General features: G+C 72.9%; 11 protein-coding genes. 3 read left to right on the forward strand and 8 right to left on the reverse strand.

Annotation, left to right across the window (positions count from 1 at the left end):
- Positions 1-243 precede the first annotated feature (243 nt).
- Both ACWC9T_RS09865 and ACWC9T_RS09870 read left to right on the forward strand, forming a co-directional pair.
- Positions 244-816 carry a DUF6542 domain-containing protein gene (locus tag ACWC9T_RS09865; protein ID WP_449820536.1) on the forward strand — a complete coding sequence of 191 codons (573 nt, stop codon included), beginning with the start codon at positions 244-246 and terminating at the stop codon, positions 814-816.
- The gene (locus ACWC9T_RS09870; protein ID WP_449820537.1) at positions 809-2,410 is read left to right on the forward strand and encodes an LCP family protein; all 1,602 of its coding nucleotides are present in this window, start codon (positions 809-811) and stop codon (positions 2,408-2,410) included. The genes ACWC9T_RS09865 and ACWC9T_RS09870 overlap by 8 nt, the downstream gene beginning before the upstream one ends.
- Positions 2,411-2,545: 135 nt before the next feature.
- Here the strand turns inward: ACWC9T_RS09870 and ACWC9T_RS09875 are convergent, their stop codons facing one another.
- Both ACWC9T_RS09875 and ACWC9T_RS09880 read right to left on the reverse strand, forming a co-directional pair.
- Positions 2,546-3,352 (reverse strand): nucleotidyltransferase domain-containing protein, encoded by an 807-nt coding sequence (locus tag ACWC9T_RS09875; protein ID WP_449820538.1) that lies wholly within the window; start codon positions 3,350-3,352, stop codon positions 2,546-2,548.
- A 212-nt stretch (positions 3,353-3,564) separates the two neighbouring features.
- The gene (locus ACWC9T_RS09880; RefSeq protein WP_449820539.1) at positions 3,565-5,205 is read right to left on the reverse strand and encodes a DUF6777 domain-containing protein; all 1,641 of its coding nucleotides are present in this window, start codon (positions 5,203-5,205) and stop codon (positions 3,565-3,567) included.
- 158 nt (positions 5,206-5,363) lie between these two features.
- Here ACWC9T_RS09880 and ACWC9T_RS09885 point away from each other — a divergent pair, with 158 nt between their 5' ends.
- A complete protein-coding gene (locus ACWC9T_RS09885) occupies positions 5,364-6,704 on the forward strand; it encodes a streptophobe family protein (protein ID WP_449820540.1) in 1,341 nt (446 codons plus the stop codon).
- 19 nt (positions 6,705-6,723) lie between these two features.
- On the opposite strand, the gene ACWC9T_RS09890 is transcribed toward ACWC9T_RS09885, so the two are convergent.
- The 6 genes from ACWC9T_RS09890 to ACWC9T_RS09915 form a co-directional block, all read right to left on the reverse strand.
- The gene (locus tag ACWC9T_RS09890) at positions 6,724-7,098 is read right to left on the reverse strand and encodes a DUF1304 domain-containing protein (RefSeq protein ID WP_396251603.1); all 375 of its coding nucleotides are present in this window, start codon (positions 7,096-7,098) and stop codon (positions 6,724-6,726) included.
- A gap of 46 nt (positions 7,099-7,144) precedes the next feature.
- On the reverse strand, positions 7,145-8,143 hold the full coding sequence (locus ACWC9T_RS09895; RefSeq protein WP_449820541.1) for a serine/threonine-protein kinase: 999 nt from the start codon (positions 8,141-8,143) through the stop codon (positions 7,145-7,147).
- Positions 8,140-8,730, reverse strand: coding sequence for a hypothetical protein (locus ACWC9T_RS09900; protein ID WP_449820542.1), 591 nt, complete (start codon positions 8,728-8,730; stop codon positions 8,140-8,142). The genes ACWC9T_RS09895 and ACWC9T_RS09900 overlap by 4 nt, the downstream gene beginning before the upstream one ends.
- Positions 8,731-8,837: 107 nt before the next feature.
- Positions 8,838-11,204, reverse strand: a complete 2,367-nt coding sequence (locus ACWC9T_RS09905) for an FHA domain-containing protein (RefSeq protein ID WP_449820543.1) — start codon at positions 11,202-11,204, stop codon at positions 8,838-8,840.
- 225 nt (positions 11,205-11,429) lie between these two features.
- The gene (locus ACWC9T_RS09910) at positions 11,430-12,167 is read right to left on the reverse strand and encodes a hypothetical protein (protein WP_449820544.1); all 738 of its coding nucleotides are present in this window, start codon (positions 12,165-12,167) and stop codon (positions 11,430-11,432) included.
- A complete protein-coding gene (locus ACWC9T_RS09915; RefSeq protein WP_449820545.1) occupies positions 12,164-12,745 on the reverse strand; it encodes an RNA polymerase sigma factor in 582 nt (193 codons plus the stop codon). Before ACWC9T_RS09915 ends, ACWC9T_RS09910 begins: the two co-directional genes overlap by 4 nt.
- Positions 12,746-12,944 lie beyond the last annotated feature (199 nt).

Raw genomic sequence — 12,944 nt, forward strand, 5'->3', positions numbered from 1 at the left:
CTCCTCTGATGCGTTCCTGTTGGTGTGCCGACGTGGCGGGGATCATGGTCATCCTAACGACGGCCCACCGGGCGGTCGCCCCTGCCGAACGGCGGCGGGTGACTTTGCTGAAATGGGTTCGTATGCTTCAGCCCAACCTCTACAGCCCTGTAGAAGTTGGGAACGCCGCAGGACGGAAGGCGTCCCGGCACGTGCGACGGCGTGGTCGCGCCGCCGCAGCCGAAACGACCGAGGGAAGTGCGCATGGCCGGCCAGCGGGCGAGAACGCCGTACCAGGACGCGGGACCGCGCACCGAGGACCCTGCCGTGCCCGCCCAGCGCTCCCGCGCGGCCGGCGGCGACGCCGAACCGGTCCGGGACACCCGCGCCCAGCGCGCCGGGGCCGCGCGCCGCAGGCAGCAGGCGCGTCGGCGCGACGGCCTGCTCGCGGCGCTGGCGGCGGTCGGCGTGCCGCTGCTCGGCGGGATCGCGGACGAGCTGGGCGGCTCCGGCGTAGACATCCTCTTCGCGGTCGGCGCGGTGCTCGGTACGACCGTCGCGGCCGCGCTGTGCAGCTGGACCGGCCGCTGGTGGGTGGTCACCGCCGCCCCCATCGTGGTGCTGCTCACGGCCTCCGGCGTCGAGTACTCGTCGAACCCCGACAAATACCACGGCAAGGGCCTCGGCACCGGCGCGGTGCGCTGGGTGGTCGGAGCGTTCCCGGTGATGGCGGAGGCGGTGGCCGCCGCGCTGGTGGTCATCGTGATCCGGACCGTGCTGGACCGCCGCCGACCCGGCCAGGCCGCCGCCCCCTGTGGAAGGAGTCGTCGTGGCTGAGCGCGGCAACCGCCCCCGCCCGCGCGGCCGGGTGTCGCGCCGCGGGACCGCCCCGCTGACCGTCGCCGGCCGCACCCTCGCCTGCACCGTCTCGGCCGCCGTGCTCGGCGCCAGTGGCTTCACCTGGTACGAGTACCGCAGCCTGGACGACGGCATGATCAAGTCCACCGCGCTCAGCGAGGCCAAGAAGAACGCTCCGCCGCACCTGGACAAGTCCGTCAACCTGCTGCTGATCGGCCTGGACAGCCGCAAGGACATGGACGGCAACGACCTGCCCAAGCAGTTCGTCGAGGACGAGCTGCACGCCGGCTCCAGCGAGATCGGCGGGTACAACACCAACGCCCTGATCGTGCTGCACATCCCGGCCAACGGCGGCAAGGTCACCGCGCTGTCCGTCCCGCGCGACGACTACGTGCAGACCGTCGGCGCCGACGGCAGGATGCACAAGATCAAGGAGGCCTACGGCATCGCCAAGGAGGCCGCCGAGGCGAAGCTCGCCGGCAAGGGCCTCTCCAAGGCGGACCTGGAGCGGCAGAGCCGGGAAGCCGGGCGCTCGGCCACCATCCAGACCGTGCAGAGCTTCCTGGACGTCCCGATCGACCACTTCGCGGAAGTCAACCTGATCGGCTTCTACGACATCGCCAAGGCCGTCGAACCGATCCAGGTCTGCCTCAACCACCCGGTCGACGATCCGATCATCGCCCGCACCGCCACCCACGAGGGCGGCGGCACCGGCCTCAAACTGCCCGCCGGGATCAGCTCGCTCGACGCCGCCCAGGCGCTCTCCTTCGTCCGCCAGCGCCACCATCTCACCAACGGCGACCTCGACCGCACCCACCGGCAGCAGGCGTTCATCTCCTCCGTCGAGTACAAGCTCAAACAGCAGGGCATCCTCAACGACTTCGGGCAGACGCAGAAGCTGTTCGGGGTGGTGAAGAAGGACGTCGTCATCGACAACGAGTGGAACATCCTCGACTTCGCCCAGCAGGCGCCCAACCTCACGGGTGGCAACGTCGAGTTCAACACCCTGCCGATCGCCGGGTTCAAGACCATCGGCGGGCAGGAGGTCAACACCGTCAACCCGGACCTGATCAAGAAGATCGTCCGGCAGCTGTTCAGCCGTGAACCGGCGCCCGCGGCTCCGGCCGCCACCCCGAGCGGGGCCCCGAGTGAGACGGCCGCCGCCGCGCCCTCGCCCAGCGCCGCGCCCAAGTCCGTGGTGGACGTCAACGCGGCGGCGGGCGCGGGCGCGGCCTCCACCGAGTCCAAGGCGCTGGTCGAACTCGGCTTCCAGGCGGGCAGGATCGGCGACGCACCGGCCAGGACCCGGGCGACGACGGTGACGTACGGCAGCGGCGCCAAGGCCGACGCTCAGCAGATCGCGGCGCGCTACGGGGTCACCGCCGTCCCGTCCGCCGCCGTCGCGGCGGGCCACGTCGCGGTCACCCTCGCCGCCGGTAGGACGCCGACGCCGACTCCGGCGGCGCCCACGGCGGGCGCCTCGGGCTCGACCAACGGCTCCACCGACCCGGCGGCCGGGTTGCCCATGCAGGGGCCGGCCGTGAAGGCGGGCGGGATTCCCTGCGTGGACTGAGCCGTTGAGGGGCGTGCGCCTACCGGCCGGTCTGGTCCGGTCGGTGGGCGCGGAGGTCCCGCAGGGGCTTTTGATCGAGCACCTCGTCGTGGACGATCCGGCCGTCCACGACGTCACGGACGAGGGGACGGCCAGTCAAGGACGCGGCGCCTTCGCACCGTGGACGGCGGTGTACTCGGCGGCGAGCCAGGGGCCGAGGTCGTCGACGAGCGTGCCGAGCACGGCGCGGTCGGCCGTGGGGGTGCGGGTGATGGACGCGGTGAGGCGCATCTGGTCGGCGCGCTGCGGGTAGTAGCCGGCGAAGGCCTCGGCCGAGACGGTCAGGTCGCTGGTCCAGCCACCCCAGCGGGGCATGACCAGGGTGAAGCCGGTGCGGACGATCCGGCGGGAGACCTTGCGGCTGAGCGCCTCCAGGCTGGCGTCCGAGTCGGCCGCGTCCAGCCGTTCGCGCCAATGGGGGAGGGTGAGGGCGAGGTCGCCGTTGGTCTCACGGGCGAGCAGGGAGGTCGGGCGGTAGCGGGGAAGTTGCCCGGCGAGGTCCCCGCCGAGCAGCGGGGTGCACAGGCAGGCGATGAACCAGCCCAGGTCGTGGCGCTCCAGCTCGCTGAGCAGCGTGCCGGTGGAGAACAGGAGCACGCTGACGCCGTTGATCTGAGGGAAGGTGGCGTCCAGCCCGGCCTCGAGTGCGTCGGCCTCGGCGCGGTCGGCGGGGGTGGGCTCGTGGCGCAGGGCAAGCAGCAGGTCGAGGTCGGAGACGCCGGGGACCGCGGTGCCGCGCGGGATGCTGCCGTAGAGGTAGGCGCTGTGCAGCCCAGCGGGGTCGAAGGCGGCGGCGATCCGCTCCCGGGCGGTTTCGACCACCGGCGCGAACTCGGCGGGCACCCGCTCCAGCGAGCCCTCCCGCGCGATGTACCCGTTCTCGTCCAGTCCCCTGTTGATCATGACTGCACTCTGCCCGCCCGAAGCGCGGTCGGCCAGCGAATATCCCCGGCGACTGTCACCCGATCTGACGCCGGGTCGAGTTGTCAGTGGGTGTGCGAGCATCCGTCGCACACGAACGCGAGGGGGATCGGTATGGGCACCTGGGGCATGTGCGCTGAGGCGTGCCGCTGCCACCGGCCGTGGTCGGACGGTGGCAGCGGGGGCGGGCAGCGTCAATGAGCGGCGCTGCTCGTCGTCGTGCCGGTGCTCGTCGTCGTGCCGGTGCTCGTGGTCGTGCCGGTGCTCGTGGTCGTGCTCCTGCCGTTAGGCGACTGGGTGAGCGTCGAGGTCGTGGCGGACGTCCCCGTCGAGGCGGAGGTGGTGTTCGTCGTCGCGGTCGGTGCCGATGGTTTGGCCGAACTGGTCGAGGCCGAGGCCGGTCCCGTACCGGTCGAGGGTCCGGAGGTAGTGTTCGTCGTCGCGGTCGGTGCCGATGGTTTGGCCGAACTGGTCGAGGCCGAGGCCGATCCCGTACCGGTCGAGGCTCCGGAGGACGTGGCGCCGGACGAGGTCACGCCGGACGAGGTCGCGCCGGAGGACGTGGCGCCGGACGAGGTCGCGCCGGAGGACGTGGCGCCGGACGAGGTCGCGCCCGATGAGGTGGCGCCGGAGGACGTGGCACCCGAGGTGGTCGCCGACCTCGACCCGGACGTGGCGCCGGAGGCCGACGTCGTCCCCGACGGCGTGGCCGGCTTCATCGGTGCGGGCGGTGGGACGCCGGGTGCCAGTGGCCCCTTCGGCGCGTCGACGTGCCGGTCGACGACCTCGATCCGCCCGGTCTGGCGGGCGAACCAGCCGCCCGTCTCGACGTTGATCAGGATGATCTCGGTCACCGGCTGCGGCGCAGGGGCCACGATGATCAGGGTGGTCGGCTGGAAGCCCGGCCACGGGTGCCCGATGTACTTGGCGTTGGAGACCAGCACCGGCGGTTTCATCGGGTTGCCGCACGAGCAGCGAACCCGGGGCACGCCCTGCGCGTCCACCAGCACGGCGGTGCCGGCCTGGAGCGCCGACTGGTACTCCGTCACCACGCCGCTCTTGTAGGTGTGGTTGGTCACCCGGGTGTCCACCCGCAGGTACGCCGAGGTCAGCGAGCGCAGGAAGGACGGGATCGCGGACTGGTCGATGCCCGCGGCGGAGGCCCAGGCCCGACCGACGTCGCCGGTGGAGACCATCGAGATCAGCCGCTCGGTGTCGCAGCTCGGCTTGGACATCGTCCCGGCGTAGAGCCCGTTCGAGGTCCCCTGGACGCTGTGCAGGGCCGCCGGGGACGTGCTGTGGGCCGTCTGCCCGGGCTGCTGCGTCTGGGAGGTCGCCCGGGTGGTCGTCTGGGAGGTCGCCCGGGAGGTCGCCTGGGTGGGAGCGGGTGCGCTCACCGGGTTGGTTTCCACCGATGGGGTGAACGGGTCCGGGCCCGGGTCGGTCGGCGCCTGCAGGGCGACCTCGTTGGCGGTCGGCACCGTCTCGGTTTTGGTGCCGCCGCCCTGGTTGCTGACGATCAGCACGGTGGCCACCACGGCCGCCGCCAGTGTGGCGGCGGCCGCCGCCAGGCCCTTCCTGGAGCGCCACCACGGCGTGCGCGGCCCGCCACCATTGCCCCCGCCCGCGGGCGGGCCGGAGGGCGGCGGGGGTACGGACGGCGGTCCGGCCGTACCGCCACCCGGTGGGGACCCGGCGAGGGGGCCGGACGGGGGACCGGCCGGCGGGCCGGCGGGCGGCTCGTTCGGCGGGCCGGAGGGAGGTGGTTGGGAACTCATCGAGGCTCCGTTCGCAGGCGGCCAGCGAGTACGGCCGGCACGGGAAGCTCCTGCCATTTGGGTTCCATTTCTCCCCCGCTGCCCCGTTCGCCGCAACAGCAGGTTTCGCGGTCGTCGCCGAGCGTGCTCACCCGCCGTCGGTCACGCTGGGAACCGACACCCCGGGGAACCGACCGCCGGGAACCGACCGGGCCCGCGGAGCCAGAGGAGGCGGCATGCAGCAGCCCACCACCCGGGCCGCGGGCCCGCCCGGCGCCGCACGCGGCTGGCTGGACGCGCTCGCCGTGGTGCTGGCCGGGCTGGTCGCGATGGCGGCGATGGCCGCGCTCGGCCTCTGGCTGGCCGGCGCCGACGACCTCCCCGAGGGCGCGTTCCCGCCCGTCCTCGCCGCGACGATGGCGCTCGCCGTCGGCGGATCCGTCCAACTCGACGGCGGCGCGGGCAGTTTCGCCGCCGTGGACGCCGGCATCACCGCAATGCCGCTCACCGTCTCGCTGGTCGGCGCGGTCGCGATGGCCGAGGTGTTCCTGCGTCAACTGCGCTTCCGGGCGGTGGCCGGGGGAGGCGAACTGCTGGGCCGCATCGTCCGGACGTTGGTGCTCTGGGTGCTCGCCCTGGTGCTGATCACCGTTGTCGCCAAGCACACCTTCGTGATCCAACTCGGCGGCGGTCTGGTGCAGTCCATCGGGGGCGCGCTCGGCCTCACTCCGGAGGTCGGCTTCCACGCGGACGGCCTGACCACGATCGGCATCGGGCTGGCCTGGCTGCTGTTCGTCCTCGCCGCCGTCTTCGCGGTCTCCCGGAGGGCGCCGCTGCCCGGCGGCCTGCTGCGCTACCAACTCGCCGTCCGCCCAGCCGCGTTCGCGCTCTGGATGGTGCTACTGGCGTATGTGGCGATCGGCGCGGTGGCCGGGGTGCTGACCGCGATCGTGCACGGCAACGCCCGACAGACACTGGCCGTGGTGCTGCTCGCCCTGCCCGACCTGGCCTGGCTGGCCTTCGGCATCGGGCTCGGCACCCGGTGGCACGGACAGCTGGTCGGCTCGCTCGGCCTGCCCGTCCCCGAACCGCTCAGCGCGGTGCTGCGCGCCCCGAACGGGAAGGAGGCGACCATCGACCTCGGCACGCTGGCCGAACAGGACACCCGCAGCTGGTGGCTGCTGGCGGTGGCCACCGTGCTGCTGCTCGCCGCCGCCTTCCTCGCCGCCCAACGCTCCCCGCGCACCGTGCGGCTCTGGCAGCACGCCGTCCGCTTCGCCCTGGCCACCGCCGTCACCGTGCTGCTGGTCGGCCTGTGGACCCGGATCGACGCCGACTACGGGCTCTCCGTCCTCGGCGTCGGCCTCGGTCAGGGCGGTCTCGCCGACCTTCTCAACACCGTCCTCGGCGGCAACAACCCGGTGGCCGGGCTCGGCAGCGGCAGCCTGACCCTGCGCCTGGAGTTCTGGACGGCCGTCCCGCTGGCGGCGGGCTGGGGGCTGGTCACCGGAGCGCTCGGCGCGCTGCTCGCGGCCGGGCTCCGGCATCGCGGCGAGGTGACGGAGAGCGGCGGCTGAGCCCGCCCGTCCGAAAGGTTCAGACCGCCCCGGCGATCAGGATGACCGCCGCCGGGACGGCCTGGCCCAGGGCGCCGCGCCACAGCTTCGGCTCGGACACGAACAGGGTGATCCCGCCGGCCACCATGAACGCGCCGATGTAGAGGATCACGGGCCGCCCCGACCCGGCGTGCCCGGTGTGCAGCAGGACCAGGCCCGCGACCAGGCCGAGGGCCAGGAACAGGTTGTAGAAGCCGACGTTGAAGCGCCACAGCCGGACCTCCGGGGCGTCCGCCGTGCTGCCGGTGAGCAGGTAGCGCACCCGTGGGTGCCCGTACAGGTAGCTCTCCAGCGGCCACACCACCAGGTGGATCGCGGCGGCGAGCATGGCGAAGACCTGGCTCACGGCGTTCATGGTCGGCGGCTCCCTCTAGGTCTCGGGGCAGGACGGTCCGGGTGGTTCAGTTCCGGGGTGGGGGGTGGACCGCCGGCACGGCCCAGGCGGGTGGCTCGGGGACCCGGACCAGGCCGGGGTCGACCGCCGGGACGACCTGGGTCGGCGGCCCGCCACCGGCCCACGGGGCGGGGACGATGGCCGCCCGCAGCTCGGCGACGAACTGCAGACAACTGGCGTACCGCTCCCCGGGCACCTTGGCAAGGGCGCGGGAGACCACCGCCTCCACCGCCGCCGGGAGGTCCGGCCGGTGCTCGCTCAGCACCGGCGGCGGGTCGTTGAGGTGGGCCCAGAGCAGCGCGAGGTCGCTCTCCCGGCGGAACGGCGGCGTGCCGGCGAGCATCTCGAAGACCACGCAGCCCAGGCCGTACTGGTCACAGCGTCCGTCCAGCGGCTTGCCGGAGATCTGCTCGGGCGCCGCGTAGTCCAGCGTTCCGACGATCTGGCCGACGGTGGTCAGCCCGCTGAGCGACAGGGACTTCTTGGTGAGCCCGAAGTCCGCCAGGTAGAGGTGCTCGGGGTGCTCGCTGTCCGTCCCGGCGGCGACCAGCACGTTGCCCGGCTTGACGTCCCGGTGCACCAGGTCGTGGTCGTGCGCGGCGTCCAGCGCGGAGGCGATCTGCAGCGCGAGCCGGGCGGCGCGCTCGACGGGGAGCGGGCCCGCCCGGTTCATCAGTCCGCGCAGGTCCCCGCCTTCGACGTAGCGCATCGCGAGATAGAGGATGCCGTCGTGCTCGCCGGCGTCGAACACCGGGATGATGTGCGGGTGGTCGATCGCTGCGGCGGCCTCGGACTCGTGCATGAAGCGCTGCCGGAACACCTCGTTGCGGGCCAGCTCGGGGGCCAGCAGCTTGATCGCGACGGTCCGGCCGAGTCGCAGGTCCCTGGCCCGGTAGACCACGGCCATCCCGCCGCGCCCGATCTCGTCCTCCAGCCGGTAGCCCGCGACCTTCCGTCCGACCAGTCCGGAGGGCAGGCTGGTGGTGGGCGGTTGGGCGGGGATCACGGCTCGCCGGTCCGGGTGGGCGCGTACGGGCTGTGCACCGACGGGGTCGGGGTAGCGGGCGCGGGCGCGGGCGCTTGCGGAGGCGAGAGCGCGGACTGCGGCGCGGGCCGGTCGGTGGCCGCGTAGGTCTGCAGCTGCAGCCCGTCGCAGTAGCACCAACGGTCGTGCACCGGGTCGAACACCCAGAGCTCCTCGCCATCCGCCACCAGGCCGATCCGCAGGCCGCGGGCCCGCTCCCGGAAGGACTCCAGGTCCAGGGCGCCGGCCGCGAGGTCCTCCAGCAGGGCGCGGTAGCGGGCCAGTGCGGCCTCGGCCTCGGCGAGTGCCGGGCGCGGGTCGGCGGTCCGGGCGGGCGGGCCCCCGGCGGCGGGCGGCGGCTGGGGGAGGGCGACCAGCAGGCGGCCGTCCACCCAGGTGGTCCAGCCGTTGGCGCAGAGCACCTGCGCCCAGTCGCCCTGGCCGGCGATCAGCCGCAGCGGGAGCAGCGGGTCCAGCCGGGCGGAGGGCCGCGCCGGATCCGGGGCCGCCCAGGTCGCCATCCCGGTCGGCGGGGCGACATGGGTCGGGCGGAACGCGAACTCGTCCATGGGCGGCTACTTTTCCTCCGCCGCGCGAGCCGGAGCCGGGGGGCAGGGCTGCGTGCGGCACTCGCACCACAGTTCGGTTCCCACTCTACCGGCGGGCGCCGGGGCGGCTACTTGCGCATGATCGCCGGCTCGTGCCGCCGCAGCAGGGCGAGCACCACCAACCCGTACGCCGCCGCGAGGACGGGCAACGCGACCATGCTGAGCACCCACCCGGCGCGTTCGTGGCGGAACATCGGGTCCCCGGTGATCGGAGTCGGGACGGTGAGCCGGCCCAGGTCGACCGTGCGGGCCATGGCCGACAGGCCCCACCGGGACGGAATCATCCAGGCGAACTGCTCCAGGCCGGGCACGCCCTGCAGCTTGAGCATCAGGCCGCTGAAGACGATCTGGACGATGGCGAGGAGCACCAGCAGCGGCATCGTGGTCTCCTCCTTGTCGACGAGCGCGGAGACCACCAGGCCGAGCGTCATCGCGGAGAACGCGAGCAGTGCGACCGCGATGATCAGTTCGGGCAGCTGGGGCATCAGCACGCCGGTCGTCACCGGGGGCGGGGCGTTCGGCCGCGCCTGCGCGGTGAGCGTGACCCCGGCCAGGCCGACCACGGTCAGCACCGCGGCCTGACCCACCGTGATCGCGCCGAGCACCACCACCTTCGAGACCAGGTAGGCCGAGCGGGACAGTCCGACCACGCGCTCCCGCCGGTAGATCGCGCGCTCCTTGACCACCTCGCGTACTGCGTTGGCCGAGCCGATGAGCACACCGCCGAGGCAGAGCGTGAGCAGGCAGTTGATGGCGTTCTCATCGGTGAGCCGAGAGCCGGCCATCACCCGGCACATCAGGCCGATGACGAACGGCAGAGCGACCATGACGGTGAGGAACAGGCGGTCGGCGGCGAGCACCGCGGTGTACCGGCGCACCAGGGTGCCCAGCTGGGCGAGCCAGCTCTGCGGCTTCTCGTGGCCGATCGTCGGAGCGGACGCCACTGGATCGGGCAGCGGGTGCGCCGCTTCGGCCTTCACGTACCGCTGGTACTGCGGCGAGGCGCGGAACCGCTGCTGGCAGATCCCCTCGGCGTCGTTCTCGAACGCCTCGAAGGCCTCCGGCCACTCCTCGTAGCCGAAGTACGCCAGCGCCTCGGTCGGCGGCCCGTAGTAGGCCGTCCGGCCGCCGGGGGCGAGCACCAGCAGGCGGTCGCACACGTTGAGGCTCAGCACGCTGTGCGTCACCACGACGACCGTGCGGCCGTCGTCGGCCAGCCCGCGCAGCAGTTGCATCACCGAGCGTTCCATGCCCGGGTCCAGGCCGGAGGTCGGCTCATCGAGGAAGAGCAGCGAGGGCTTGGTGAGCAGCTCGAGGGCGATGCTGACCCGCTTGCGCTGGCCGCCGGAGAGACTGGCGATCACTTGCTCGTCCCGCTCGTCCAGGCCCAGTTCGTGGATCACCTCGGCGACCCGGGCCTCCCGCTCCTCCTTCGCGGTGTCACCGGGGAAGCGCAGCTCGGCGGCGTAGGACAGGGCACGGCGGACGGTCAGCTGGGTGTGCAGGATGTCGTCCTGCGGGACGAGACCGATCCTCCGGCGCAGCTCGGCGTAGTCGTGGTAGAGGTCGCGCCCGTCGTACAGCACGGTGCCCTGGTCGGCGGGGCGCAGCCCGGTGAGCGCGTTGAGCAGGGTGGACTTGCCCGCGCCGCTCGGGCCGGCCACCGCGAGCAGCGCCTTCTCGGCGAGCGGGAAGCTGACGTCGTTCAGCAGCACCCGGTGGTCCGGGCCGACCCGGACGACCAGGTGCTGGACGTCGAGCGAGATCTCGCCGGTGTCGGTGTACTCGACCAGCCGGCCGTCGACCAGGCAGAGCGCGGAGTGGCCGATGCCGACGATGTCGGCCGGGCTGACCGGGGCGCGCTTGACCGGGCGGCCGTTGAGGTAGGTGCCGTTGTGGCTGTCCAGGTCGACGATCTCGTGGCCGCCGGCCGGCAGTTCCCGCAGCTCGGCGTGGTGTCGGGAGACCACCAGGTCGTCCAGCACCAGGTCGTTGTCGTCCGAGCGGCCGATCCGTACGGTGCGGTCGGGTAGTTGGAGGACGGTGCTCGGGCTGCGGAAGACGCCGGAGGACTGCGGGGTGAGCAGGGCGGTGCGCTTGCCCGGGGCGGGGCCGGGCAGCTCGGCGAAGGTCGCGGAGGGGCCGGTGGCCGGATCGCCGAAGTGCAGCCGGGTGCCAGGGCCGACGTCTTCGCGGCTGATCCGCTGGCCTTGGTCGTAGGTGCCGTTGGTGCTGCCGACGTCCTCCAGCAGCCAGTGGCCCTCGTCGGTGCGCAGCACCGCATGGTGCCAGGAGACCCGCGGGTCGTCCAGGACGATCTCGCTGGTCGGGTCACGGCCGAGGTGGTAGGCCCGGGCCGGGTCGATCAGCTTGGAGTCGCGGTCGGTGACCAGGACGAGGGGCGGCGCAGTCGGTGCGCCGGGGCGCTCTCCCATGTTCGGAATTCTATCGCCGCCTCCGGTGAACGGCCTTTCCGGACTGCCTTTCCGGATACGGGGATTGGGGGATTGGACTGGACCACTGCTGAGGCGCGCTCGACCGCGCGCGGGCGGCGGTGCGCACCGCCTCGATGTCCATGCCGTCCACCTGCTCGGCCGGAATGTCGTCGCCAGACTGTCCGCGCTCACCTGAACGAGGGAGCGCGGGCTGGCGCGATAAGCTCACCCCAATGAGTCCTCGCGCCCCTTTGCGGGCCCCCACGGCGGGTCCCAGGAGCAGGTCGAAGTCGCCCCCGAGGTGAGCCCCCACGGGTTCGGCACCTCCTCCTCGTCCTCGCTCTCCCCGCCCTGCAACGGCAGCCCGTCGATCACCGCGACCAGCGTGGGCGGCAGCTGCGGCGCCAGCCCGTGGTGCACCCGGGCGAGGATGTCGCGCCGTACGTCCTCCGGCAGCAGCGGCCTGCTCATCAGCAAAGGCCTTGGCGCGGGCGGGCGTTCAGCCGTGGACAGCTGCTCCGACCAGGCCCGCCAGTAGTCGGCGTCGTCGGTCTCGCCGAGCCTGAGGTGGTGCAGGTGCAGGCAGTACGCGGCCGTCCCGCTGCCCGAGCCGGCGGCAAAGCGCCACCAGAACTCGGCGGCCTCCTCCTTGCCGGTGGCGTACAGCAGCGCGCCGAACACCTCCGCTCCCTCCGGTTGGATCCGGCGCGCGTTGACCAGCAGGTCCAGTCCCCGGGAGGCGCACGGCGCGCCCAGCACCAGGGCGACCACCAGGCCCAGTTCGAAGGTGGCCTGCTCGTGCTCGGTGGGCAGGTGGGCCGGGGCGGCGGTCAACCGGGCCTGTCGCAGGGCCGCGATGCGCTCGGCGTGGGCACGTTCGGGTCGGGGCACGTGGAACACCGCGCGCACCCCGCCGGCGGTGCACGCCCTGTTCGGTGCCCGCTCCTCGTGGTCGGTGGTCACAGTTCCCCTCCCCGGTCCGGCAGTTCGCGCACGCCGAGCCTGCGCGCCAGCCGCTCCCGGGCGTGCCGGAGATTGGAGTGCACCGTCGCCACCGGCCGTCCCAGGTACGCGGCGATCACCTTGGCGTGCAGACCCAGCAGATAGCGCAGGATCACCACATCCCGCTGCCGGTCCGGCAGCTCGAGGATCGCCGCGTACAGCCGCACTTCGTCCGCCTCGCTGTGCAGCAGCCCGTCGGCAACCTGCTTGAACGCCCCGATCACGGCCGCGAAGGTGACCGCCTCGACCTCGACCGGCTCATCGGCGGCCACCCAGTCCGCGACATGCCGGGTGGCCAACCGCCAGGCGTACGCGGCGGGTTCCTCGAACCGCAGCACCTGCGGCCAGCTGCGGGCCAGGTCGGCCTTGACCGCCTCGACCACCAGCACGGCGTCGGCCTGGCTGCCTATCCGGGTCAACGCGAGGGCACGCCAAGCCGGTTGGTGGGTCTCGCAGAACGCGGCGTAGGTGAGGTCCAGGCGCAGGCCGACGTTGCTTTCGGCCACCCACTGCGTCCCGGTCCCGCGGGTGTGCTCCACCGCCGCCCCTCCCTGGTGCCCGCGAACGAGGGCACCCCTGTCGATCGTCATCGAGCCTGCTTTCCGTGGCCGTCGGCTGCTGACCGCGCCACCCGAGGGTCGGGCTGTCCGCGCCCATCCTCATTCCATCAGGCCTGTCACTCCAGGCTGCAAACCGAATACAGATTGTCATCTCATGGGATGTGGCGATTCGTTGAGC

This window comes from Kitasatospora sp. NPDC001159 (assembly GCF_053598235.1).